The organism is Pseudomonas sp. GL-R-19 (assembly GCF_019956375.1).
Taxonomy (GTDB): domain Bacteria; phylum Pseudomonadota; class Gammaproteobacteria; order Pseudomonadales; family Pseudomonadaceae; genus Aquipseudomonas.
This window is the reverse complement of the sequence record NZ_JAHBDJ010000022.1, coordinates 170,713-194,035: the sequence shown is the minus strand read 5'-3', so window position 1 is coordinate 194,035 and position 23,323 is coordinate 170,713. Positions and strand designations below refer to the sequence as shown.

Genomic DNA, 23,323 nt, shown 5'->3' with positions numbered 1-23,323 from the left:
GCCTGCTCGCGATAAGCATCAATGCGGTCTAGACACCTGCCGCCGCCAGCCGCGCCGCATGCTCGACAAACAACCGGATCGGTTCGGCCCCCTTGCCCACCAGCCCCAGCGACTGGTTGACGATATCGAAGTGATCCAGCGGATACTCATCGCCAATCACCGTCCCCAGGTGCGAGCTGTAGCGCCCGACCATGCCGTCGCAATGCCCGGCTTCGCGGACGAAGGTTTTGGCGAACAACCGGCAACTGCGGTTGGTGCCATCCAGCAGATTGCGACCGCGATCGGTAACACCTGGCTGCAAGGTGCCGGACCAGGAGTAATAGCGCACGCCGTTGACCTCTTCGGCACCGTGACCTCCCCAGGTTTCAGGCAAGCCCTGTGGATAGCACTGATTGAACAGCGCCACGCCAGCGGTAGTAAGGGAGTGATGGGATGCAGGGATATCCACCGGCAGCTTCGGTCCGCGGTAACCGGTATCCAGCAAAGCCATCAACGCGCCGACCATCCGCAGCAAAAAGCACAGCAAACGACCACGGACGCTGTCATGGGGATAATGCCTGTGCAGATAATCGGCGAGCTCCGAGCCGTGGTTCGGCCCCGCCACCGAGGTCACCGATGCCACCAGGTCAGGACGCTTGGCGGCGGCATAGCGGGCGGTCAGCGAGCCCTGGCTATGGCCGATCAGGTTGACCTTGTCGGCCCCTGTCTCCCGCAGAATTTCGTCGATACGTACCAGCAGTTGCTCGCCGCGCACTTCGTTCGAGTTGAGCGGCGAGACCTGCACCGCGAACACCACGGCACCACCACGGCGCAACGCCTCGACGATCCCGTACCAGTAGGGATAAAGCACCAGGCGGATAAACCCGAGCATTCCCGGGACCAGCACCAACGGGTAGCGCGGGGCAGAACCTTGCGACATGGGCGGACATCCTGGTGGTCGGGTGGTGACGCAAGGCGGGATGCAAGACATCCGCCAAGCATCGCCAGCGAAGATGACAAGTCTATGTCATCAGCCCTACTTCAACCCCGCCACGCCCGCCACGATCAGCCCGACCGAGACCAGCTTGATCACGGTCAGGCTTTCGCCCAGCAGCGCGAAACCGAGAAACACCGTGCCCAGCGAACCGATAGCCGTCCAGATCGGGTACGCGATGCTCACCGGCAACTCGCGCATGGCCAGGGTCAGGAAGTAGATCCCGCCCACAGCGGCCACCACCGTGATCAGCGAAGGCCAGGGCCGGGTGAAGCCCTCGGCGTACTTCATGCCCATGGCGAAAGTGACTTCGAACCCGGCGGCGACCAGCAGAAACAGCCAGGCCATCTAGAACTCCCCGGCCAGCGCCAGCAAGTGCTGCTCAGCCTCGGCGACGGAAATTTCAAATGTGCGCTCGGCGGACTCTTCGCCCTCGGCAGCCACCACGGTGACGTCCGTGATGCCGATGAATCCGAGCACCGTGCGCAGCAGCTTGTCGGCATGGTTCATGGTTTCCAGCTCGCCTCCCGGGCCAAAACCGAAGCCGCCACGACTGGTGATGATCAGGGCTTTTTTGCCCTGCACCAACGGTTGGTACTGGGCCACGCCATTGTCCAGGGTGTGATCGAAGGTCACCCCGATGCGCACGACCTGATCGATCCAGGCCTTGAGGCCGCTCGGTACGCTGAAGTTGTGCATCGGCGTGGAAATCAGCAACACATCATGGTCAAGCAGTTCGCCAACCAGCTCGTCGCTGAGCGCCAGGTCGGCCTGCATCGACAGTGGCCGAACGTCGGGCTCGGGGTAAAACGCGGCCGCCACGAACGCCTCGTTGACCGGCGGTATCAACGCCCGCCCGACTTCGCGTCGGGTCAACTGTGAGTGGGGATAACGGGCCTGCCAGGCCGACAGAAACACTTCGGCCAAACGGCGGGAGTGCGAGCGATCACCACGGGGGCTGGCATGAACGGCAAGAATTTTACTCATCTGAATCTCCTCAGGGACTAAACTCAAACAGCTTGTGACTTGCAGCTTGAAGCTCACCGCTACGTCCATTCAAATGAGCAAAAATCAGTCAAGATGAATCCATTTCATCTATGGAGTCCTCAATGTTTGCCTCGCTGCCATTGACCGCCCTGCGCGCCTTTGAATCCGCCTCACGCCTGTTGAGCTTCAAGGCTGCCGCCGAAGAACTGTCAGTCACCCCGACGGCGGTGTCCCATCAGATCCGCTCTCTGGAGACCTGGCTCGGTGTGCCGCTGTTCGAGCGCCTGCCACGCCAGGTGCGCCTGACCGAATGCGGCGAACGGCTCTTCCAGAGCCTGCACGGGGCTTTTCTGGAGGTGGCTCAAAGCGTCGACACCCTGCGCCCTCAACGCAGCGGTGCCAGCCTGACGGTCTCCACCACTGCCGCCTTCGCTGCCCTGTGGCTGGTGCCACGGCTGGGGCGCTTCTACGCCCGGCACCCGAACATCAACGTACGCCTCGATACCCACTGCGAAGTCATCGACCTGCATCAGGACGCCAGTGTCGATCTGGTGCTGCGCTACAGCCTCGACAGCTACCCCAACCTGTACGGCCAGTGCCTGTTCGATGAAACCTTCGGCGTCTACGGTTCGCCCGAACAAGTGGCCCTGGCGTCGAGTCGCGCCCCGACGCTGATCAGCGTGCGCTGGCACAACTCCAAACTCTATGCCCACGGCTGGGAGGCCTGGTGTGCGCAATCCGGCGAAACCTGGCTGAGCGGCCGACCCGCCGTGCGCGAATACGACGAAGAGCACTACGCCCTGCAAGCGGCGATTGCCGGGCAAGGTCTGGTGCTGGCGAGCAATATTCTGGTGTCGGAAAGCGTGGCCAGTGGGTTGTTGTTGCCTTACCGGGGGGAAGTCCAGGTCGATGGCGCCGGATACAGCGCACTGTGCGTGCCGGGACGCGAACGTCATCCGCCGGTTCGGGCGTTTTTTGCATGGCTGCGCGAAGAGGCATTGTTGTCCGGGCATGCTTTGGCATAAGCAACCAAATGCAGTGACTGCAAAACCGCCATCGCGAGCAGGCTCGCTCCCACATTAGTCCTGCATGCACAGATCCCCTGTGGGAGCGAGCCTGCTCGCGATGGGACCCTTATAGGCGCCCGATTACTTGGTTGACTTGACGGTGACAGGCGCCTTGCCCGCCTTCATCTGTTCCAGCAATGGTGCGCATTGATTCGCCTCCCCCCCACTCGGCGCCACCAGCGCCAGCAAACCTGCCGCCGGTGCGGCGATCACGCCCAGCGCCACCATCCCGGCTCCGCGCAGCATCAACGGCACGGCCTTGACCCCGGCATCGGGCTTGATGAACTTGCCGCGCACATACAGTGGCGAGCGCAATGAAATCAGGCGCCACCCCTTGGATTCCGGAGTGATGGTCAGGTCCAGCTGTTCGGTCGCCATGCTCGCGGTGCCGTCGATGTAGACGATGGCGTTCTCGGTGTCGAATACAAACAAGCGGGTACTCGCCAGGCCAGACTGGATGCCGAAGTCAGCGGCTGCGCAGTTGATCTTCACTTCCTTGTCGCCAAAGATCTTGCCGACCACATAGTTGCCGACATTCAGGCCCGCCAGCTCCATCAATTCGCGACTGATGGCGCCATCGTTGATCAGCATTTTCAGATTGCCATTGGCGCTGCCCAACAGTTTGGCCACCGAATTGCCGCGCCCGCTGATATCAGCATCGCCATTGAGTTCGCCAAAACTGGTTTTCATCGGTTCGAAGCCGGGGAACAGCTGCTTGAGCTTGAAGCCTCGCGCCGTGAGCCTGGCTTGGCCTTCCAGTGGATCGGTGTGGCCGTTCAGGCGAATCTGCGCATCCAGCTTGCCGCCGGCCACGCCGAAACGCAGCGGCTCGAGGCTGAGCACGCCATCGGTGAGCACTAGATGGGTATAGAGGTCGTTGAACGGCAGTTTTTCGCTGTGCACGATGCGCTTGCCGGTGAACTCGACATCGGCGTCCATATCGCGCCAGCGATCGGTCTTGAACTCTTCGACCGGCAGCACTTTATCGGCCGGTTGTTTGCTGTCACCGCCACGGGCCTTCTGTTCGGCGTTGGAGTCGGCACCAATCAGCGGTGCCAGGTCAGCGAACAACAATTGATTGGACAACAGCGAGCCGCTGAGTTTTGGCCGTGGCTGGCTGGCCACGTAAGTCAGATTGCCGTGGATATCGCTCTCGCCGATCTTGCCGTTGAATTCCTCATAGCGGAACGCTGCGCCACCTGCCTCGTGCAACCTGGCGATCAGGTGGCCGTCGGTGGCATAGGGTGGCGTGTCCGGCAGGATCACGCCGGTCAGCGGGTAGAGGTTGCCCAGGCTGGTGCCGGCCAGTTTCAGGCGCAGGTCCAGGGCGCCTAGATTAAGCGGATCGGTCAGGGTACCGGCCAATTCGACGCTGGAGTCGGCGATCTTCACCTGTGCCTGAAGCGGAAACGGCCGTGCCGCGTCCTGCAGCGCCAACAGCCCGCCAATCTTGCCCTGGCCCGCGAGTTTCTGGCCGTGGTACTGGCCGTTGACCTTAAGGGCGAACGCATAATCCTGGGGCGACGAGCCCTTTTCCTGCGCGGCTTTCGCCGCTTTATCGCCGACGATATCGCTGAACGGAACCGGTTTGCCCAAGGGGTCGATCAGCACGTCGAGTCGAGTCTTCAGGCTCTGGTCGTCGAGGGTGACGTGGCCCTTGTCGAAACCGATCGCGCCGATATCCACCACCCAGCTGGAAGGCTCGGCGTTCGGGTCCTTGGGATCGAACTGGAAGGTCCAGTTGGCGCGCCCGTCAGCCAGGCGTTGCAGCTCGGCATTCGGCTCGGTGAGATCGATACGCGGGATCACCACCCGCTGCGCCAGCAACGCCAGGGGTGAAATACGCAGTTCTACCCGTTTGAGGGTGACCATCTGCGGTTGTTTCGACCAGTCGGGATTGCCCAGGCTCAAGTCTTCAGCCACCACGTGGGGCCACGGCACCCAGGCGCGCCAGCCGCCTTCATCGGGCTCGGGCCGCCAGGCCACCGAAAGATTGCCATTGATAGCAAAAGCACGGTGCAGCTCTTCGGAAACTTTGGCGTTGAGCGGCGGTTTGATCCGGTTCCAGTCGAAGAACACGATGATCAATACCAGCACCATCAACAAGGTAAGGAAAGTGGAAAGGGTCCAGACAAACATCTTTTGAGTGCGCGTCATTGCACAGGGCTCCTGATACGACTGAGCGCCCCGACTGCGACGCACATGTGAAACGGTGAGCCGCAAGCGACACGCCATAAAGTCTACGACTGATAAAAAACCGGCAGGTTTAATCGATAGACCGATTTCGCCGATTTCGCCCAGTCCAATACTGACCAATCAGTCATTCGGCGTTACCGGCCCTGCACTTTTGCATGCCAAAGGCGGGTCGAAAATACCCACATCGGTGCACAACAACTCGCCGGAGACGCCCGACCTAGAGCCTGCGCAGCAAACAATCAATTCCGTTGATTATTACCATTGCGTTTATGAACTTTCATATCGACTTATCGAGAGTAGCATTGTTCTCGTACCCACTTATTCGCCCTCCCGAGGAGCAAAACAATCATGAAACGCCAACTACTGCTTAGCCTTACCCTCTCGATGCTGGCCAGCACTGCTTTTGCCCTGCCAGCCGCTGACCAGGCCACTCCACAAGTGAAACAGAACCACTCGGTGTTCAGCCAGACCGTCGCCGCCGATGGCTCCGAACGCACCCCACAAGGCCAGACCCTTGCCGAAGGTGGTAATGATCGCCTGAAAGAAAAAGGCCTGATCACTCAGGATGGCTCGGACCGTACTCCACAAGGCCAGACCCTGGCTGCCGATGGTTCCGAACGCACCCCACAAGGCCAGACCCTCGCCGAAGGCGGTTCCGATCGCACCCCACAAGGTCAAACCCTCGCTGAAGGCGGTTCGGATCGCACCCCACAAGGTCAAACCCTCGCTGAAGGCGGTTCGGATCGCACCCCACAAGGTCAAACCCTCGCCGAAGGCGGTGGTGACCGTGTGATCGAACGCAACAGCGCCGCGAGCTAAGCCCTATGGCCGCCCTGAAAAAAAGCCCAATCCCCGGATTGGGCTTTTGACTTTTCAGCGATCCGCTTGATAGATGCCGCACTTCCCTGCTTGATCCCCCCTACAGTCATTCGACGCCGGCAAAGACGATTTGCTAGAGTGCGCCGCGTCCCTGTCCAGAAAACACCCTTGCGATGCTGCCCCGCGCCGAACAGAAACGACAAACCCGTAACGCTCTGATGGATGCTGCCCGGCATCTGATGGATGGAGGCCGAGGATTCGGCAGCCTGAGCCTGCGCGAAGTCGCGAAAACCGCCGGCATCGTACCGACCGGTTTCTACCGCCATTTTGCCGATATGGATGAACTGGGCCTGGTGCTGGTCAGCGAAGTCGGCCAGACATTCCGCGAAACCATTCGCCTGGTACGACACAACGAATTCGTGATGGGCGGCATCATCGATGCCTCGGTGCGGATCTTTCTCGACGTGGTCAGCGCCAACCGTTCGCAGTTCCTGTTTCTCGCCCGTGAGCAATACGGCGGTTCGCTGCCGGTGCGCCAGGCCATCGGCCGTTTGCGTGAAGACATCAGTTCGGACCTGGCGGCGGACTTGTCACTGATGCCGAAGCTGCAGCATCTGGACATCGCCGACCTGAGTGTCATGGCGGACCTGATCGTCAAAAGCGTGTTCGCCACCCTGCCGGACATCATCGATCCGCCAGCCGAAGCCTTGCCCGAGCACCTGACGCCCCAGGCGAAAATCACCCAGCAACTGCGGTTTATCTTTATCGGCCTCAAGCATTGGCAAGGGCTCGGCAGCACCGAGTAACGCCCTTTATAGGAGCGAGCTTGCTCGCGAATGCGTCGACATCTTCGACATCTTCGACATCTTCGACATCTTCGACATCTTCGACATCTTCGACATCTTCGACATCTTCGACATCTTCGACATTCATGTGACAGACAAACCGCTTTCGCGAGCAAGCTCGCTCCTACGATGTCCCGCATAGCATCATCTTGGTGCGCAGATCAAAATCAACGCACCAACTTCAACCAAAAAGCTCACTCCATCAATACCAGTCCCACGTCTCCTTCAGCCATTTCCTACGCATCATGTCGATTGGCAAGCCCCTTGCTCTAGCCTGAGCATTGTCCATTGCTGGAAGCCTTCCGATGCTGGTGATTCATCGCAGAATCGACCCTCAACCCGTTTGGGCCGCCGAACTGCACCTGACGTTCGAAGCCCGCAGCAAAAGCCGTTTGCGCTGTTTCAGTGCCGAGGGCGAAGACGTCGGGTTGTTTTTGCAGCGCGGCCAGCCGCCGTTGCATGACGGCGAATGCCTGCAAGCCGAAGACGGGCGAATCGTACGTGTCTGCGCCCGCCCCGAACAATTGCTCCACGTCACCTGCGCCAATACCTTTGAACTGACCCGCGCGGCCTATCACCTGGGCAATCGTCATGTCGCCCTGCAAGTCGGCGAAGGCTGGTTGCGCCTGCTCGACGATTACGTGCTCAAGGCCATGCTCGAGCAACTCGGCGCCCATGCCGAGAACATCGAGGCCCCGTTCCAGCCGGAACATGGCGCCTACGGCGGTGGTCATCATCATTCGCGCCACGGCGATGAAGACTTCAACTACGCGCCGAAACTGCACCAGTTCGGTGTCCGCCCATGAACCCGGCCTGGGCGCTGTTGCGCCTGGCCAGTCCGCAATTGCCGATTGGTGGCTACAGCTACTCCCAAGGGCTGGAAATGGCGGTGGATAACGGCCGCGTAAATGATCCCGACAGCGCCCGGCGCTGGATCAGCGATCAGTTGTTGTTAAACCTGGCACGCTTCGAAGCACCGTTGCTGCTCGCACATTGCCTGGCCGCCAGCGAGGACAACTGGGGTGAATTGCTGCAACGTTGCGAGGAACACCGCGCCAGTCGCGAAACCCGCGAGTTGCATCAGGAGAGCCGGCAAATGGGCTACTCGTTGCAGCAATTGCTCAATGGCTTGCCGGAACTTGACGTGCCGGCCCGAGCCTTCCTCGAACAACGCAGCGAGCCACATCTGGCCCTGGGTTGGGCCTTGGCCGCACGCGCCTGGCAGATCAGCCCGCAGGACGCCCTGGCCGCATGGCTGTGGAGCTGGCTGGAAAACCAGTTGGCAGTGCTGATGAAGACCCTGCCCCTGGGTCAGCAAGCCGCCCAGCGCCTGACCAGCGAACTGTTGCCGCTGCTTCAACAAGCTCAACAGAACGCCACCCGAATCGATACCGATCATTACGGCAGTGCCGCTTTCGGCCTGTCCCTGGCGTGCATGGCCCACGAGCGCCAGTACAGCCGTCTGTTCCGTTCCTAGGGCCTGTTATTTTGGAGAATCACATGAACACACAACCCCTGCGTGTCGGCATCGGCGGCCCGGTCGGCTCCGGCAAAACCGCCCTGACCCTGGCCCTGTGCCTGGCCCTGCGCGAGCGCTACAACCTGGCCGTCGTGACCAACGACATCTACACCCGCGAAGACGCCGACTTTCTGGTGCGCAACGAAGCCCTGGCACCGGAGCGCATCATCGGCGTGGAAACAGGTGGCTGCCCGCACACGGCCATCCGCGAAGACGCCTCGATCAACCTTGAAGCCGTGGATCAACTCAATCGCCGCTTTCCGGGGCTGGACCTGATTCTGGTGGAGTCCGGGGGCGACAACCTCTCCGCGACCTTCAGCCCGGAACTGTCGGACCTGACCATCTACGTGATCGACGTCTCGGCCGGCGACAAGCTGCCGCGCAAGGGCGGGCCCGGGATCTGTAAATCCGATTTGCTGGTGATCAACAAGATCGACCTCGCGCCGCTGGTCGGTGCCTCGCTGGAGATGATGAACAGCGACACCCAGCGCATGCGCAACGGCAAGCCGTTTGTCTTCAGCAATCAGAAAACCGGCCAGGGTCTGGAACAGATCATCGCCTTCATCGAACGCCAGGGTTTGCTGACCGCTGCCTGATCACGACTTCAACAAGGAAGCTTATCCATGACACTCAAGCGCACTCTCGGTGCCCTGGCCCTGCTGCTGACTCCGGCCCTGGCCTTCGCTCATCCGGGGCACGGTGACAACGGCTTGATCGCCGGCATCAGCCATCCCCTTGGCGGTCTCGATCATTTGCTGGCGATGCTCGCGGTCGGCCTTTGGGCCGCACAGCAGCAAGGTGCAGCGCGTTGGGCGCTGCCGTGCACCTTTGTCAGCACCATGCTGATCGGCGGACTGCTGGGTTTTGAAGGACTGAACCTGCCGGCACTGGAGAGCGGGATTGCCGCCTCGGTATTGGCGCTGGGTATGGCAGTAGCGTTGGCGGTGCGTCCACCGTTGGTGATGGCGGTGGGTGCGACGGCGTTGTTTGCGCTGTTTCATGGCGTGGCGCATGGCTTGGAATTACCGGACATGTCGAGTCCGTGGACCTACGCTGCAGGTTTCGTCGCGGCGACGATGGTATTGCACACGGCGGGTTACGCGCTGGTGCGAGTGTTGCCGCAGGCCGCAGCACCGCTGGTTCGACTGGCGGGTGCGGCATCGGCGGCGACCGGGGTGTGGTTGCTGGCGGGCTAACCCCCTCCCTGTAGGAGCTGCCGCAGGCTGCGATCTTTGATCTTGCATTCAAAATCCACATCAAAAGATCGCAGCCTGCGGCAGCTCCTACGAGGATCGCATCCGTCGAGTCAGCCTCTCTGCTAACATGTCGCGCAATCGCCCCTGCCGTGACGACGCCAGCCAATGCCGCCTGTTTCCCGCTCCGCCTCTCAGCCTGAATTGACCGCCCTGTTCGCCTCGGTGCAACAGCACTTCCTGAACGTCATCGTGCCGCTCTGGCAAGGTCCGGGCTGGAACGCCGACATGGCGTTGCCCTACGAGGCGCTGGATGCCGGACACCAACCGCTGCCACCGCAACGCTACCGGGCCATGGCCTGTGCGCGGCAGTTGTATCTGTTTGCCAGCCTGATCGGTCAGCTGCCGGGCGCCGAAGAGCGTGCCGCCGCGTTGTTCCGCTCCTTGCAGCGGCACTTCCACGATGCCGAGCACGGTGGCTGGTTCTACAGCGTCGATGCACAAGGGACGCCGCTGGATCAGCGCAAGGATCTCTACACCCACGCCTTCATCCTGTTCGCCTGCGCCCATTACTGGGACAAGGTTCGCGAGCCACTGGTGGAGTCGGTACTCAACGCCTCGCTGGAAGTGATTGCGCAGCGTTTCGCCACGGACGACGGTCTGTACGAAGCCACGCTCGACCGCGACTGGGCAGCGCTGGACAGCGGCCCTTTGCAAAACCCGCTGATGCACCTGGCCGAAGCTTTCCTCGCTACCCTGTCGGTGCGTGAAGACCTCGACGTGCAACAGGCGCTCGTCGAGTTATGCACAGCCATGCACGCGCGCTTCATCGATCCGCAACACAGCGTGTTGATGGAAAAGCCGCTGGGGTCTGTGGATAACTGGTTTGAACCCGGGCATCAGTTCGAGTGGTATTTCCTGCTGGAATCCTCGCCGCTGTTACGCCATTCGGCGCTGCATGCCGATCTGGCGCGGGCCTTCGCCTTTACCGAGCAGGTGGGCATCGATCAGCAGACTGGCGCTGTGCGGGCGATGCTCGACTTCGGACCGGATGGCGGCGTCCGGGACGCCACGCAGCGTATCTGGGCCCAGGCTGAATACCTGCGCGCATTGACGCTGCGCCCGGACAGCGAAGCGGATGTACTGCGTCAATTACAGGCGTTACAGCAACACTCGCTGCATGCCGGCGGCTGGTTTGAGTGCCGTGACGAGCACGGTGAAGTCAGCCGCCGCGACATGCCGTCGACCACGCCCTATCACTTGGCGACCTGTTATCGCGGGTTGGCGCAATATCTCGGCTGACTTTGTGGCCTGGGGCAATCCAGTCACTCGGTCCACTTGCGATCCCCGGTAAAACTGATGGTCAGCCATCGCGCTGCATCCGGCTTACCGAGCTTCGCGGAAATCTCCTCGCGCAAACTGTCCAGCTGCCCTATTCCGTCTAGCCAGTAATCCTTCGGCAATACGATGTGAATCTCGATAAAACAGGCCCTGCCGTGTTTCTGCACGTAGGAAATGTAGTCGTCGAAGCCATGCTCGACCTTCGCCACCTCCATCACCCGACGCACCTTGTCGTCCAGTTGATCCGGGACGATCCCCAACACATCGCGCAATGCCGGCCCGAGGATTTTGAACGCTGGAGGAAGCATGCCCAGGGCCAGCAGAATCAGAATCATCGGGTCGACATACACTGCCCACTTGTCGTAACCCTGAGTCTTGAGCAGCAGCGCGATCAGGAAACTCACCAGCAGTCCCGCCGATAGCATCGCGTCCACCAGCCAACTGATGTTGTCGAACTGGATCAGCGATGATTTGAGTGTGCGATTGCGATGGCGGACGTAGAAAAAATAAATCAGCTCAACGACGGTGAACACCGCCGCGTAGAGGATCACCAGGCCGAGCTCGACCTCGCGGCCACCACTGATGATGCCGAACACACCGTTGAGAAAGGCATAAATGGCAACCAGGAACAGGAAACTGCCTTCGATCAGCAGCACCATGGGTTCCAGGTGCCAGTAACCGAACTGGAAGCGCTGGTTGCTTTCCTTGGCGATCAACCTCGCGGTGATCAGCATCAGGACCTTGATGAAGGCCGCGATCAACGAAAAAAAGCCATCGAACAGGATGGATTGGGCGCCCGAAACAAAACCGGTGATGATCCCGGCGAATGTCACGGCGAGCATCAGGAAGGTCGATTGCTTGAGCAGCGACTGCTCGCCTCGATTACTCACTTGATCTCCTCTAAAACCTCTAGACCGCCGGGTGTGGCGGGCTGCTTGAGGAAGGAGTCTAGCTGATGCCTTCCACTGCCAATTCCGGCCCCTTCGCGAGCAGGCTCGCTCCCACAGGTTCAATGCGATCCATGTGGGAGCGAGCCTGCTCGCGAAAGGCCATTATGCGGTCTTAAGACTTGCGCTCGATAGCAAACCCGGACCAGGTCTGGCTCACCGGCATCAGCTCCAGGCTGTTGATGTTGATGTGCGCTGGCGCATTGAGGACCCAGAAAATGGTCTCGGCGATATCTTGTGGCTGAATCGGCTCAGCGCCGGCGTAGGTGGCGTTGTAGCGCTCCTGGTCACCGGCAAAACGCACCAGCGAGAACTCACTCTCGCACAGGCCCGGCTCGATGTTGCTGACCCGTACGCCCGTGCCTTGCAGGTCGCAGCGCAGGTTCAGGGAGAACTGTTTGACGAACGCCTTGGTCGCGCCATACACGTGGCTGCCCGGGTACGGGTAGTTGCCGGCGATGGACCCCAGGTTGACGATGCCGGCACCACGACCGTGGGCGATCAGGCGTGGCAACAGCAGACGGGTGCTATACATCAGGCCTTTGACGTTGGTATCGACCATGGTGTCCCAATCGTCCAGGTCGCACTTGGGCGCCGGGTCAACGCCCAGGGCCAGCCCGGCGTTGTTGATCAACCCGCGCAGTTTGGCGAAGGATGGCGGCAGATTGGCAATCGCCTCTTCCATGGCCTTGCGATCACGCACATCGAGCACCAGGCCATGGACTTCGGTCTGCTTCGACAGTTCGGCGCACAGCGCATTGAGACGCTCTTCACGACGGCCAGTCAGCACCAGTTTCCAGCCGGCCTCGGCAAAACGACGGGCACAGGCTTCACCAAAACCGGAAGTCGCGCCGGTAATAAACAGGGTGTTGGACATCGTGTTCTCCTTGCTTCGGCTGATCGCCAGCCATTGGAATAGAAAATCAGCAGGCAGCATGCCCGGCCACGCTCATACCGGCAACCTTTGCCCCGTAGGAGCTGCCGCAGGCTGCGATCCTTTGATCTTGCCGTGCGCCTGTGGAAAAGATCGCAGCCTGCGGCAGCTCCTACGTTCACCGCACTTTCTGTATAAAAATCGATCAATCCTTGCAAGCCCTCGACCAACGTGGCCTGCAGCCATGTGCGCGCACGTTATCCACAGGCCGGTCCACAGTCTTTGGGGGCAAGTGGAAAAGCTGCAAGCCGCTATCCACACGGCTTTGCGCGGGGTTTTAAAACTTTTTTGCTTGACCCTCAACCGCCAGCTGTGTAGCCCTTGGCCATTTTCGCGACTGACGGGTCAAACCCGCGATGGCGCCAAGCCAGTAACCACGGCCTTCAGCCGGGTCTTTCCAGAGTTTAGTCACAGACTTATCCACAGGCTTGTCCATGCCGATTCCACGCACTTTCGTCCCGAACAAAAAGGTTGACAAAGCGGCCTTGAAGTTGCGCAAAAGCACCTGTTCAAAAAACAACCACACCTCTACAAGCCACGGCTTTAAAGGCCTACAGCCAGCTACTCCCACGTTATTCACAGCCGGCTCCACAGCAAACGGGGACAAGTCAAAACTGTGACAAAACAACTATTTGCAGCGGCTTTATGTCGCGCTTTGCGAGCTTGGGAATATTGTTTTCCACAATTCCTCGGGGCCCGCCACAAAACTCTGTAGGAGCGAGCTTGCTCGCGATGGACGTTAACGAAAACGCGCGCATTCTGGAAAAACGCGTTGCCCTTGAATCCTTCGCGAGCAATCGAGCGTCGACCGGCTGCTCCTACAGGGGGATTGGTGGATTTGAGAGACAAAAAAGCCCCGGCGATTGCGCGCAGGGGCTTGTGCATAACCACTGAAACTCAGTGCCCGCCGAGATAGGCGTTACGCACGTCCTCGTTGACCAGCAATTCTTTGCCGGTACCCGTCATCCGGATTTCGCCGTTGACCATCACGTACGCCCGGTCCGACAACCGCAGGGCGTGGTTGGCGTTCTGCTCCACCAGAAAGATGGTCATGCCGGTCTTGGCCAGTTCCCGCAGTGTCGCGAAGATCTGTTTCACCACAATCGGCGCCAGACCCAGGCTCGGCTCATCGAGCAGCAGCAACTTGGGCCGGCTCATCAGTGCCCGGGCGATGGCGAGCATTTGCTGCTCGCCGCCAGACATGGTCATCGCCCGCTGGGTGCGCCGCTCTTCGAGCCGCGGGAACAGCTCGAACATGCGTTGCATGTCTTCCTTGGCGTACTTGTCACCGATAGGGATGGTGCCCATCAGCAGGTTCTCCTCGACGGTCATGTCGGGAAACACCCGCCGCCCTTCCGGCGATTGCGCGATGCCGTTGGAGGCGATGTAGTGGGACGACTTGTGGGTGATGTCCACACCCTGATAGAGGATCTGCCCGTCCGCCGCCCGCGGCTGGCCGAAGATCGACATCAACAGGGTCGACTTGCCGGCGCCGTTGGAGCCGATCAGGCTGACGGTTTCCCCTTCCTTGATGTGCAGCGAGACTTTCTTCAGGGCCTGGATCGGCCCGTAAAACACATCCAGTTCCTTGAGTTCGAGGATGGGTTTGCTCATAGCACCACTTCCTCTTCATCGGCGCCCAGGTAGGCCGCAATCACTTTCGGGTCGTTACGAATCGCATCGGGTCCGCCCTCGGCGATGACGATGCCGTGGTCCAGCACCACGATGTGATCGGAAATGCTCATTACCATGCCCATGTCGTGTTCGATCAGCACCACGGTCAGATCGTGCTCGTCGCGCAGCAGCCGGATCATCGCGCTCAGCGCTTCGGTTTCCTGGGGGTTGAGGCCGGCGGCCGGCTCGTCAAGGCAGATGATCTGCGGACGGGTGCACATGGCACGGGCGATTTCCAGGCGGCGTTGCTGGCCGTAGGACAGTTCACCGGCCAGGCGATTGGCGCAATCCACCAGGTCCACCACCTCCAGCCAGTAGAACGCGTGGTCCAGCGCATCGCTTTCGGCCTTGCGGTAGCCCTTGGTATTGAGGATGCCGGCCAGCATGCTGCGGTTGACCCACATGTGCTGTGCCACCAGCAGGTTTTCCAGCACCGACATTTCCTTGAACAGGCGAATGTTCTGGAACGTACGCGCCAGTCCGGCGCGGTTCACCAGGTGGGTGCCGCCGAACGCCTTGTAGAACAGCCGACTGGCGAACGATTTAGGCGACACGAAATCGGTCGGTTTGAACGATTCACCCAGCAATTTGATGACGTTCGTCTGCTGACCACGCACATTGAGTTCGATCTTGCCGCCGGAGGCCTTGTAGAACCCGGTCAGGCAGTTGAACACTGTGGTTTTGCCGGCGCCGTTGGGCCCGATCAGGGCGAAGATCGAATTGCGGTGGACTTTCAGGCTGACATCGTTCAACGCCTTGATGCCGCCGAAGTGCATCATCAGCTTTTCGACACTGAGTACGACTTCGCTCATGGCGCTACTCCTTTACGCGGGGTCACACCGGTACGGCTGATCCGAATCAGGCCGCGCGGTCGCCAGATCATCATCAATACCATCAGGATGCCGAACAGCAGCACGCGGTATTCGGCGAAGCCACGCAGCAGTTCCGGAGCCACGGTCAGCACGAATGCCGCGATGACGACACCTATGGTCGAGCCCATGCCGCCGAGTACTACGATGGCAAGGATCAGCGCCGACTCAAAGAAAGTGAACGACGTCGGATTGACGAAGCCCTGGTAAGTGGCGAAGAACACTCCGGCCAGCCCGGCAGTCGAAGCACCGATGGTGAATGCCGAGAGCTTGACCAGTACGTGGTTCAGGCCCATGGAGCGGCAGGCAATTTCGTCTTCGCGCAGGGCTTCCCAGGCGCGGCCGACAGGCATGCGGGTCAGGCGATGCTTGATGTGCAGCACGGCCAGGACCACCAGGAACAACACGGCGTAGATGAAGTAGTACTTCACGTCAGGGTTGTAGGCGATACCGAAGAACTCATGGAACGGCACCCCGCCTTCTTTCGCCCTTTTTCCGAACTCGATGCCGAAGAAGGTTGGCAACGGCGCTGCCATGCCATTCGGGCCGCCGGTCAGGGACAGCCAGTTATTGAGGATCAACCGAATGATTTCACCGAAGCCCAGGGTCACGATCGCCAGGTAGTCACCGTGCAGGCGCAGCACCGGGAAACCGAGGATGCAACCGGCCAGGCCGGCGGTGATCGCCGCCAGTGGCAACACCGTCCAGAAACCCAACCCCAGGTATTGATAACCGAGCGCCAGGCCGTAGGCGCCGATGGCGTAGAACGCCACGTAACCCAGGTCGAGCAGGCCGGCCAGGCCGACCACAATGTTCAAACCCAGCCCCAGCAATACGTAGATCAGCCCGAGGATGACCACGCCCAGCAGGTAGGAGTTGGAGAAAAACGGGAACACCACGGCGATGACAATCAGCAGCGGGATGATCCAGCGCAACCGGGATTTGTAGTCAGGCGCCAGTACATGAACCCCGGAGCCGGTGGTTTCAAAGCCCTCGAGAATTCTCAGGCCCTTTGGGGTTTGCAGGAACAGGCTCAAGGCAAAACGACCGGCCATGACAATAGCGACAATCCAGGCCACGCGAGTGGGCTGCAAGTTGAAGCCGTAGCCGTCGAGGACGATGCCGACAATCGGGCCGAACACAATCAGGGCCACGAGGCCGGCAAGAATCGCGTCAACCAGGCTTCTTTTGATATCAATGGTTTTTTCAGTGGTTGAAGACATCGCTTACACCTTCGACACAAGAGGACGGCCGAGCAGGCCTTGGGGCCGAAAGACCAGAACGAGAACCAGCAGCGAGAAGCTGAAGACGTCTTTGTAGTCCGAGTTGACCAGACCGGAGAACAGCGACTCGGAGATGCCGAGGATGATCCCGCCGAGCATGGCGCCGGGTAGCGAGCCAATCCCGCCGAGCACCGCGGCGGTGAACGCCTTGATGCCGATGACAAAGCCTGCATAGAAGTCGAACGTGCCGTAGTTCATGGTGATCAGCACGCCGGCCAGGGCCGCCATCGCCGCACCAATGATGAACACGTACGAAATGATGCGGTCGGTGTTGATCCCCAGGATCGAGGCCATCTTGCGGTCTTGCTGGGTCGCGCGGCACATGCGGCCGAGCTTGGTGTACTTGATGACATAGGTCAGCAGGCCCATCCCGACAAACGCTGCGACCAGAATGAAGATCTTGGTGTAAGTGAGCTGGACGAAGCCGGTCCCGACGTCTACTCGCCATGCACCCGTCAGCAGTGTCGGAACGCCTTGTTGGCGGGCACCCTGGGCGATCTGTGCATAGTTTTGCAGGATCAGCGAGATGCCGATGGCGCTGATCAGTGGGGCCAGTCGGGTGGAGTTACGCAGGGGTTTGTAGGCAACACGCTCGATGACCCAGCCATACACTGCCGTGACGACGATGGTGAAGATCAGTGTGCCGAGCATCAACAGAGGGAAGGATTCAATACCGAAGTATGCCAGCAGAGCCAGACTGATTGCCGCGAGGTAAGCGGAAATCATGTAAACCTCGCCGTGGGCGAAGTTGATCATGCCGATGATGCCATAGACCATTGTGTAGCCGATGGCGATCAGGCCATAGACCGACCCTAGGGTCAGGCCGTTGACCAGTTGCTGCAGGAAAATACCATCCATAACGCAATCTCACGCAATGAGAACCTGCACATGTGGCTGTGCGGTTCTTCTAAGGAAAATACAGATTTACGTCGGAGCAATGTCAGCCACGATCAGGCAGGCCACCACCGCCCCCTGTAGGAGCTGGCTTGCCAGCGAAAGCGGTTGAACATTCGACCAGGTTGTCGTCTGCATGTCCGCCTTCGTAGGCAAGCCCGCTCCTGCAAGGGATCTGGAGGGCACCCGATTGAGTCAGCCCTTACTTCTGTGTTTCCAGCTGGTGGTATTTGCCTTCCTTGTCCCACTGGTAAACCACGTAGTCGGAGACTTTCAGGTCACCCTTGCTGTCCCAGGTCTTCTCGCCCATGACGGTCTTGACCGGGTTCTTCTTCAGCCAGGCAGCAGCGTCTTCGCCCTTGTTGGACTTGGCGCCGTTGAAGGCGGCAGCGAGGGTCTGGACCGATGCGTAGGCGTACAGGGTGTAGCCTTCAGGTTCGGTGCCGGCCTTGCGGAAAGCGTCTACCACGGTCTTGCTGTCTGGCAGCAGGCGTGGGTCGGCGCCGAAGGTCATCAGTACGCCATCAACGTTCTGTGGGCCACCGGCGGTGGTCACCAGTTCGTCAGTCACGATGCCGTCATCGGACATGAACTTGACGTCTTTGAGGCCCTGTTCACGCAGCTGCCGAACCAGTGGACCGGCTTCCGGGTGCAAGCCGCCGAAGTAGACTACGTCGGCACCGGCCGCACGGATCTTGGTGACGACGGCACTGAAGTCTTTCTCGCCGCGGGTCAGACCCTCGTACAGCACAGGCTTCACGCCGCGTTTTTCCAACTGAGCCTTGGTGGCGTCCGCCAGACCCTGACCGTAGGTGTCCTTGTCGTGCAGTACGGCGACTTTCTTGCCCTTGAGCACGTCGACGACATAGTCGCCAGCCACGATACCTTGCTGGTCGTCACGCCCGCACATGCGGAACATGGCACTCAGGCCGCGCTCGGTGACCTTGGGGTTGGTGGAACCCGGGGTGATCGTGATGATGCCGGCTTCGTCGTAGATCTCGGAGGCCGGGATGGTCGACGAGGAGCAGAAATGGCCTACCACACCAACGACTTTCTTTTCGGTCAGGTCCTTGGCGACTGTCACGGCCTGCTTCGGTTCGCAGGCGTCATCGCCCTTGACCAGTACGATTTTTTCCCCGTTCACGCCGCCCGCTGCGTTGACCGCGTCGGCCGCCGCCTGTGCACCCTTCATGTACTGTTCGCCAAATGCCGCGTTGGCGCCTGTCATTGGTCCCGCTACGCCGATCTTGATGTCAGCCTGAGCAAACGCAGAAACACCCAGCGCAGTTGCCACTGCGAGGGCCAGAAAGCCTTTCTTGTAAAACGTCTGGGACATGAGGTGGTGCTCCATGGTTTTTTTTAATTGGCACTGCGACTTCACTGAATGCTCAGAGCAAGGGCCGTGCCATCGGTTTTTTATTCTGAAAAAAGTCGCTGCTTTCTTGTTATTTCGACTGTTTCGGGCCCATTTTCATTGGGCGTGCAACCGTCTAAACCGCGGAAGGTAGAACCATTATTTTTTTGAGGCGCAACCCGCCTGCGCCATCATTGCAACCGCGGCTTTAAACGACGTGCAACCAGCCTGTAACATCGTGCGTCACCGAAGTGCACACTGCTGGTGCGGGACTGCTACAACCCGCACCACTACAGGCTAGCCGCAGATCGAAAAAGCGCCGCTTCCCACTGCAAAAATCAACCTTCAGATCACGATCCGCAGGCACTGGCCTGCGTGATACAGCGAGAATCCCGCCTCATACAGACAGCTGCGCAACCCCACCCCGGCCAATGGCTGCATGGGCGCGAAAGGAATCGGTAGCGCTTGAGGATTTCCGTTACACAGGTAATCGGCGAAGGCCTTGCCGACCACCGTTCCCGTGGTCACGCCCCGCCCGTTGTAGCCGGTGACTGCCACCAAACCGGGCGCTGGTTCGAACAGGCGCATCAAATGATCGGGGGTAAAGGCGATGCAACCGGTCCAGGTGCACTCCCACTCCACCGGTTTGAGGTACGGGAAATAGTGTTGCTGTACCCGGTCGGCCCAGGCCTTGAGAAACCAGGCCGGTTTCTGATTGCCATTACCGAGACTGCCCAGCAGCAGGCGTCCGTCTTTATCCCGACGAATACTGCTCAATACCTGGCGGGTGTCCCAGGACCCCTGGCCGCCGGGAAGAATTTGCCGGGCAGCCTCTTCAGTCAGCGGGGCCGAAGCCACCTGGTAGTAATACCCAGGGAAGAAATTGCGCCGCAGCTCCGTCCAGTCGCCTTCGGTGTAGGCATTGGAGGCAATCACCACTTTCTCAGCCATGACCGAACCCTGGGCGGTTTGCACTGACCAACGCTGGCCCTGACGTTCGAGTCGGGTGACCGGGGAATGATCGAACAATTGACCGCCCAGGCCGATGGTCGCTTTGGCCAGCCCCGTGGTGTAGGCCATCGGGTTGAGCGTGCCGGCGCGGCGATCGAGCAGCGCGGCGGCGATCTTTTTCGTGCCCGTCGCTTGTTCGCAGGCCTGACCAGTGAGCAATTCCACCGGCGCCCCGCGGCGTTTCCATTGTTCTTCACGACTGCGCAAGTCGGCTTCCCCACGGGCGTTGTGCGCCATGTGCAGCGTGCCTTCGCGGCGCAACTGGCAATCGATGTCGTACTTGTCCACCAGGCTGAACACCAGGGATGGTGCCGCACCCAGCATGCGGTTGAGCTGACTGCCGACTTGCGTGCCAAACCCGGCTTCGATCTCGTCCGGTGGAATCCACATCCCGGCGTTGACCAGCCCGACGTTACGCCCTGAACCACCGTGGCCGGCGCGATGGGCCTCCAGCACACAAACGGTCTTGCCTTGTTCCAGCAGATGCACCGCCGCCGACAAACCGGTAAAACCGGCGCCGATGACGCAGACATCCACTTTGACCTCCCCCTTGAGGGCCGAATTGTCCGGCCTTTGCGGCGTCAGTTTTTCCCACAGACACTCTTCGCGTAACGGCATTGCCAGACTCCAACAGAAACCTAACAAACTGTAGGAGCGAGCTTGCTCGCGATGGACGTCAACGATAACGCGTGCTTGCTGCATAAACGCGTTGTCCTGACGTTTTTCGCGAGCGAGCTCGCTCCTACAAGGGAATGTTGTTCGATTAGAGAATCAATCGAACGTAATACCCTGCGCCAACGGCAACTCCAGCGAATAGTTCACGGTGTTGGTCTGGCGGCGCATGTAGCCGCGCCATGCATCGGAGCCGGATTCACGACCACCGCCGGTTTCTTTCTCGCCACCAAATGCACCACCGATTTCAGCGCCGCTCGGGCCGATATTGACGTTGGCGATGCCACAGTCGCTGCCCACCGCCGACATGAACTGCTCGGCTTCACGCACGTCGGTGGTGAAGATGCACGAGGACAGGCCTTGTGGTACGGCGTTGTTCAGGCGCAGGGCTTCCTGGAAATCGCTGTAGCCAACCACGTACAGGATCGGGGCGAAGGTTTCGTGGCAGACCACATCGCTCTGCTCCGGCATTTCGACGATGGCCGGCGACACGTAGTAGGCATTCGGGAACTTGTCTTCCAACTGACGCTCACCGCCAAACACCCGGCCGCCTTCGCTCAAGGCCTGTTCCAGCGCGTCCTGCATGTTGTCGAAGCTTTGCTTGTCGATCAGCGGGCCGATCAGGTTGCCTTCCAGCGGATGGCCGATACGTACTTTCGAGTACGCGGCTTTCAGGCGGGTGACGATTTCTTCTTTTACCGACTCATGGGCAATCAGGCGACGCAGGGTGGTGCAGCGCTGACCGGCGGTGCCGACGGCACTGAACAGGATCGCGCGAACGGCCATGTCCAGGTCGGCGCTTGGGCCGAGGATCATTGCGTTGTTGCCGCCCAGCTCCAGGATGCTACGGGCGAAACGTGCGGCGATTTTCGGCGCCACTTCACGGCCCATGCGGGTGCTGCCGGTGGCACTGACCAGCGCGACACGCGGATCATCGACCAGGGCTTCGCCGGCATCGCGACCGCCAACGATCACCTGGCTCAGGTGCGGTGGCGCATCGCTGAAGTTCTTCAGCACACGATCGAACAGCGCCTGGCAAGCCAGTGCGGTCAGTGGAGTCTTTTCCGACGGTTTCCAGATCACCGGGTTGCCGCAGACCAGTGCCAGCGTGGCGTTCCAGGCCCAGACCGCGACCGGGAAGTTGAATGCGCTGATCACGCCGACGACGCCCAGCGGATGCCAGGTTTCACGCATGTGATGGCCTGGACGCTCGGAGGCGATGGTCAAGCCGTACAACTGGCGCGACAGACCGACGGCGAAGTCGCAGATGTCGATCATTTCCTGAACTTCACCCAGGCCTTCCTGGGTGATCTTGCCAGCCTCCCAGGACACCAGCTCGCCGAGGTCGGCCTTGTATTCACGCAGGATGTCACCCAGTTGTCGCACCAGTTCGCCACGGCGCGGCGCCGGAACCTTGCGCCAGAGTTCGAACGCATGATCTGCGCGACTGATGTGCTGCTCGACTTCAGCAGCGCCTTCCCAGTTCACGGCAGCGATCCTGCTGCCATCGATCGGCGAATGCACCGGCACTTTGCCATTCTGGTACAGGGCCGGGTTCACACCTAGACGATCAAGCAATGCGGCAACCATGGGTCACTCCTCAAGCAAAAGACAGAACACGTGCAGCCGGAAATTCACGGCTGATCAGACCTGTAGTTTTAGCTGTCCGGAGGTTACTCAACAAACGACCATTAAGAGAGATATCATTCCGTTTATTCATGCTGTGCATTGCTGGCAATAAGAAACAAGAACCAAGGACCGCCCATGCTGAATAAACGCTACTTGCCATCGATCGCTGCGTTGCAGTGCTTCGAGGCCGTCACCCGGCACTTGAGCTTCACCCGGGCCGCCGAAGAGTTGAACCTGACCCAAAGCGCCGTGAGCAAACAGGTTGCGCAACTCGAAGAGCTGTTGCAACACCTGCTGTTTCGCCGGGTGCGCCGCCGCCTGCAGATGACGCCGGCGGGCGATCTGTATCTGGTTGAGGTGCGAAAAATCCTCACGCAGGTCGAGATGTCGACCCATTACCTGCGTTCCTACGGTGGCGAAACAGAAGTCCTGCGGGTTTCGACGCCTCCCACCTTCGGCGCACGCTGGCTGGTGCCGCGCCTGAAAGGCTGGCGTCTGCGGCACCCGTCGATCCACCTGGACCTGTGCAGCGAACAGGAGGCCGACGACCTGTTGCAAGGTCGCAGCGATCTGGCGTTCTACTTCGGCCAGGGCTCGCGACCCGGCACCGAATGCCTGAAGCTGTTCGGCGAAGAGCTGGTGCCGGTATGCGCCCCGGGCAGCCTGCCTGCCCAACCGTTCACCGATCCGACGCAACTGTCCGATCTGGTACTGCTGCAAAACGCCTCCCGCCCCCAGGCCTGGCACGACTGGTTCGAGCATCAGGGCTACCACACCGAGCACAGCTACCACGGTCCGCGTTTCGAAACCTTTTACATGTGCATCCGCGCCGCCCAGGTCGGTTGCGGCGTGGCGTTGCTACCGCGCTTTCTGGTGGAAGAGGAACTGGCTGACGGCAAGCTGGTCATTCCCTGGCAGCATGCAATGCCCAGCACGGACGCCTATTACCTTGCATACCCGGAGCACTCGGCGGAAGTGCCCAAAGTGCGGGACTTCGTGAAGTGGATGCTGGAGCAGATCGACAATCCGGATGCCCCACAACATTGAGCCTTGGCGCATTCCTTGTGGGAGCGAGCCTGCTCGCGAAGGCGTCGGCACATCCAGCATCAATGTGAC

At 60.2% G+C, this 23,323-nt stretch carries 24 protein-coding genes; 9 read left to right on the top strand and 15 right to left on the bottom strand.

What is annotated here, in order from left to right:
* Positions 1–28: 28 nt before the first annotated feature.
* The 3 genes from KGA83_RS13590 to KGA83_RS13580 all read right to left on the bottom strand — a co-directional run bounded on the left by KGA83_RS13590 (position 29) and on the right by KGA83_RS13580 (position 1,960).
* Positions 29–919: an esterase/lipase family protein gene (locus KGA83_RS13590; protein WP_108218455.1), complete on the bottom strand. Its 891-nt coding sequence runs from the start codon at positions 917–919 to the stop codon at positions 29–31.
* A 96-nt stretch (positions 920–1,015) separates the two neighbouring features.
* Positions 1,016–1,321, bottom strand: coding sequence for a DMT family transporter (locus KGA83_RS13585; RefSeq protein ID WP_218430948.1), 306 nt, complete (start codon positions 1,319–1,321; stop codon positions 1,016–1,018).
* Entirely contained in the window at positions 1,322–1,960 is a 639-nt protein-coding gene (locus KGA83_RS13580; RefSeq protein WP_108218453.1) for an FMN-dependent NADH-azoreductase, read from the bottom strand.
* 110 nt (positions 1,961–2,070) lie between these two features.
* Between KGA83_RS13580 and KGA83_RS13575 the strand changes: the two genes are divergently transcribed.
* Entirely contained in the window at positions 2,071–2,985 is a 915-nt protein-coding gene (locus tag KGA83_RS13575) for a LysR substrate-binding domain-containing protein (RefSeq protein ID WP_177413261.1), read from the top strand.
* A gap of 123 nt (positions 2,986–3,108) precedes the next feature.
* On the opposite strand, the gene KGA83_RS13570 is transcribed toward KGA83_RS13575, so the two are convergent.
* Positions 3,109–5,184, bottom strand: coding sequence for an AsmA family protein (locus KGA83_RS13570; protein ID WP_108218451.1), 2,076 nt, complete (start codon positions 5,182–5,184; stop codon positions 3,109–3,111).
* A 387-nt stretch (positions 5,185–5,571) separates the two neighbouring features.
* On the opposite strand from KGA83_RS13570, the gene KGA83_RS13565 reads away from it, so the two are divergent.
* Positions 5,572–6,042 (top strand): hypothetical protein, encoded by a 471-nt coding sequence (locus tag KGA83_RS13565; RefSeq protein ID WP_108218450.1) that lies wholly within the window; start codon positions 5,572–5,574, stop codon positions 6,040–6,042.
* A 173-nt stretch (positions 6,043–6,215) separates the two neighbouring features.
* A complete protein-coding gene (locus tag KGA83_RS13560) occupies positions 6,216–6,848 on the top strand; it encodes a TetR family transcriptional regulator (RefSeq protein ID WP_108218449.1) in 633 nt (210 codons plus the stop codon).
* Here the strand turns inward: KGA83_RS13560 and KGA83_RS13555 are convergent.
* On the bottom strand, positions 6,814–6,975 hold the full coding sequence (locus tag KGA83_RS13555) for a hypothetical protein (protein ID WP_223529892.1): 162 nt from the start codon (positions 6,973–6,975) through the stop codon (positions 6,814–6,816). The genes KGA83_RS13560 and KGA83_RS13555 overlap by 35 nt on opposite strands.
* 217 nt (positions 6,976–7,192) lie before the next feature.
* Between KGA83_RS13555 and ureE the strand changes: the two genes are divergently transcribed.
* The 5 genes from ureE (at position 7,193) to KGA83_RS13530 (ending at position 10,901) form a co-directional block, all read left to right on the top strand.
* Positions 7,193–7,693, top strand: coding sequence for an urease accessory protein UreE (gene ureE / locus KGA83_RS13550; protein WP_108218448.1), 501 nt, complete (start codon positions 7,193–7,195; stop codon positions 7,691–7,693).
* Entirely contained in the window at positions 7,690–8,364 is a 675-nt protein-coding gene (locus KGA83_RS13545) for an urease accessory protein UreF (RefSeq protein ID WP_108218447.1), read from the top strand. Before ureE ends, KGA83_RS13545 begins: the two co-directional genes overlap by 4 nt.
* Positions 8,365–8,387: 23 nt before the next feature.
* The gene (ureG, locus tag KGA83_RS13540; RefSeq protein ID WP_007979691.1) at positions 8,388–9,002 is read left to right on the top strand and encodes an urease accessory protein UreG; all 615 of its coding nucleotides are present in this window, start codon (positions 8,388–8,390) and stop codon (positions 9,000–9,002) included.
* 27 nt (positions 9,003–9,029) lie between these two features.
* Positions 9,030–9,602, top strand: a complete 573-nt coding sequence (locus KGA83_RS13535) for a HupE/UreJ family protein (protein ID WP_223529891.1) — start codon at positions 9,030–9,032, stop codon at positions 9,600–9,602.
* 165 nt (positions 9,603–9,767) lie between these two features.
* Positions 9,768–10,901, top strand: coding sequence for an AGE family epimerase/isomerase (locus KGA83_RS13530; protein WP_108218445.1), 1,134 nt, complete (start codon positions 9,768–9,770; stop codon positions 10,899–10,901).
* A gap of 23 nt (positions 10,902–10,924) precedes the next feature.
* On the opposite strand, the gene KGA83_RS13525 is transcribed toward KGA83_RS13530, so the two are convergent.
* The 10 genes from KGA83_RS13525 to KGA83_RS13480 form a co-directional block, all read right to left on the bottom strand.
* Positions 10,925–11,830, bottom strand: coding sequence for a cation diffusion facilitator family transporter (locus KGA83_RS13525; protein ID WP_108218444.1), 906 nt, complete (start codon positions 11,828–11,830; stop codon positions 10,925–10,927).
* 172 nt (positions 11,831–12,002) lie between these two features.
* Positions 12,003–12,764: an SDR family oxidoreductase gene (locus tag KGA83_RS13520; protein ID WP_108218443.1), complete on the bottom strand. Its 762-nt coding sequence runs from the start codon at positions 12,762–12,764 to the stop codon at positions 12,003–12,005.
* A gap of 334 nt (positions 12,765–13,098) precedes the next feature.
* Positions 13,099–13,401, bottom strand: coding sequence for a hypothetical protein (locus KGA83_RS13515; protein ID WP_108218442.1), 303 nt, complete (start codon positions 13,399–13,401; stop codon positions 13,099–13,101).
* A gap of 317 nt (positions 13,402–13,718) precedes the next feature.
* On the bottom strand, positions 13,719–14,435 hold the full coding sequence (locus tag KGA83_RS13510) for an ABC transporter ATP-binding protein (protein WP_007991194.1): 717 nt from the start codon (positions 14,433–14,435) through the stop codon (positions 13,719–13,721).
* Entirely contained in the window at positions 14,432–15,307 is an 876-nt protein-coding gene (locus KGA83_RS13505) for an ABC transporter ATP-binding protein (RefSeq protein ID WP_008001872.1), read from the bottom strand. Before KGA83_RS13505 ends, KGA83_RS13510 begins: the two co-directional genes overlap by 4 nt.
* Positions 15,304–16,587, bottom strand: coding sequence for a high-affinity branched-chain amino acid ABC transporter permease LivM (livM, locus tag KGA83_RS13500; protein ID WP_108218441.1), 1,284 nt, complete (start codon positions 16,585–16,587; stop codon positions 15,304–15,306). Before livM ends, KGA83_RS13505 begins: the two co-directional genes overlap by 4 nt.
* Before the next feature lie 3 nt (positions 16,588–16,590).
* Positions 16,591–17,505: an ABC transporter permease subunit gene (locus KGA83_RS13495; protein ID WP_108218440.1), complete on the bottom strand. Its 915-nt coding sequence runs from the start codon at positions 17,503–17,505 to the stop codon at positions 16,591–16,593.
* A gap of 238 nt (positions 17,506–17,743) precedes the next feature.
* Positions 17,744–18,877, bottom strand: coding sequence for a branched-chain amino acid ABC transporter substrate-binding protein (locus KGA83_RS13490; RefSeq protein WP_108218439.1), 1,134 nt, complete (start codon positions 18,875–18,877; stop codon positions 17,744–17,746).
* Positions 18,878–19,240: 363 nt separating this feature from the next.
* A complete protein-coding gene (locus KGA83_RS13485) occupies positions 19,241–20,524 on the bottom strand; it encodes an NAD(P)/FAD-dependent oxidoreductase (protein ID WP_108218438.1) in 1,284 nt (427 codons plus the stop codon).
* 153 nt (positions 20,525–20,677) lie between these two features.
* The gene (locus KGA83_RS13480; RefSeq protein WP_223529889.1) at positions 20,678–22,168 is read right to left on the bottom strand and encodes an aldehyde dehydrogenase family protein; all 1,491 of its coding nucleotides are present in this window, start codon (positions 22,166–22,168) and stop codon (positions 20,678–20,680) included.
* Between the two features lie 174 nt (positions 22,169–22,342).
* Here KGA83_RS13480 and KGA83_RS13475 point away from each other — a divergent pair, with 174 nt between their 5' ends.
* Positions 22,343–23,254, top strand: a complete 912-nt coding sequence (locus tag KGA83_RS13475; RefSeq protein WP_108218436.1) for a LysR family transcriptional regulator — start codon at positions 22,343–22,345, stop codon at positions 23,252–23,254.
* Positions 23,255–23,323: the final 69 nt, after the last annotated feature.

Bases quoted from the DNA above. Each gene is read 5' to 3' on its own strand.
- KGA83_RS13575 (WP_177413261.1), top strand. From the start codon at position 2,071: ATGGAGTCCTCAATGTTTGCCTCGCTGCCATTGACCGCCCTGCGCGCC.
- livM (WP_108218441.1), bottom strand. From the start codon at position 16,587: ATGTCTTCAACCACTGAAAAAACCATTGATATCAAAAGAAGCCTGGTT.
- KGA83_RS13480 (WP_223529889.1), bottom strand. From the start codon at position 22,168: ATGGTTGCCGCATTGCTTGATCGTCTAGGTGTGAACCCGGCCCTGTAC.
- KGA83_RS13565 (WP_108218450.1), top strand. From the start codon at position 5,572: ATGAAACGCCAACTACTGCTTAGCCTTACCCTCTCGATGCTGGCCAGC.
- KGA83_RS13530 (WP_108218445.1), top strand. From the start codon at position 9,768: ATGCCGCCTGTTTCCCGCTCCGCCTCTCAGCCTGAATTGACCGCCCTG.
- KGA83_RS13590 (WP_108218455.1), bottom strand. From the start codon at position 919: ATGTCGCAAGGTTCTGCCCCGCGCTACCCGTTGGTGCTGGTCCCGGGA.
- KGA83_RS13490 (WP_108218439.1), bottom strand. From the start codon at position 18,877: ATGTCCCAGACGTTTTACAAGAAAGGCTTTCTGGCCCTCGCAGTGGCA.
- KGA83_RS13510 (WP_007991194.1), bottom strand. From the start codon at position 14,435: ATGAGCAAACCCATCCTCGAACTCAAGGAACTGGATGTGTTTTACGGG.
- KGA83_RS13505 (WP_008001872.1), bottom strand. From the start codon at position 15,307: ATGAGCGAAGTCGTACTCAGTGTCGAAAAGCTGATGATGCACTTCGGC.
- KGA83_RS13535 (WP_223529891.1), top strand. From the start codon at position 9,030: ATGACACTCAAGCGCACTCTCGGTGCCCTGGCCCTGCTGCTGACTCCG.
- ureG (WP_007979691.1), top strand. From the start codon at position 8,388: ATGAACACACAACCCCTGCGTGTCGGCATCGGCGGCCCGGTCGGCTCC.
- KGA83_RS13545 (WP_108218447.1), top strand. From the start codon at position 7,690: ATGAACCCGGCCTGGGCGCTGTTGCGCCTGGCCAGTCCGCAATTGCCG.
- KGA83_RS13495 (WP_108218440.1), bottom strand. From the start codon at position 17,505: ATGGATGGTATTTTCCTGCAGCAACTGGTCAACGGCCTGACCCTAGGG.
- KGA83_RS13555 (WP_223529892.1), bottom strand. From the start codon at position 6,975: ATGAATGTCGAAGATGTCGAAGATGTCGAAGATGTCGAAGATGTCGAA.
- KGA83_RS13520 (WP_108218443.1), bottom strand. From the start codon at position 12,764: ATGTCCAACACCCTGTTTATTACCGGCGCGACTTCCGGTTTTGGTGAA.
- KGA83_RS13585 (WP_218430948.1), bottom strand. From the start codon at position 1,321: ATGGCCTGGCTGTTTCTGCTGGTCGCCGCCGGGTTCGAAGTCACTTTC.
- KGA83_RS13475 (WP_108218436.1), top strand. From the start codon at position 22,343: ATGCTGAATAAACGCTACTTGCCATCGATCGCTGCGTTGCAGTGCTTC.
- KGA83_RS13580 (WP_108218453.1), bottom strand. From the start codon at position 1,960: ATGAGTAAAATTCTTGCCGTTCATGCCAGCCCCCGTGGTGATCGCTCG.
- KGA83_RS13570 (WP_108218451.1), bottom strand. From the start codon at position 5,184: ATGACGCGCACTCAAAAGATGTTTGTCTGGACCCTTTCCACTTTCCTT.
- ureE (WP_108218448.1), top strand. From the start codon at position 7,193: ATGCTGGTGATTCATCGCAGAATCGACCCTCAACCCGTTTGGGCCGCC.
- KGA83_RS13485 (WP_108218438.1), bottom strand. From the start codon at position 20,524: ATGCCGTTACGCGAAGAGTGTCTGTGGGAAAAACTGACGCCGCAAAGG.
- KGA83_RS13560 (WP_108218449.1), top strand. From the start codon at position 6,216: ATGCTGCCCCGCGCCGAACAGAAACGACAAACCCGTAACGCTCTGATG.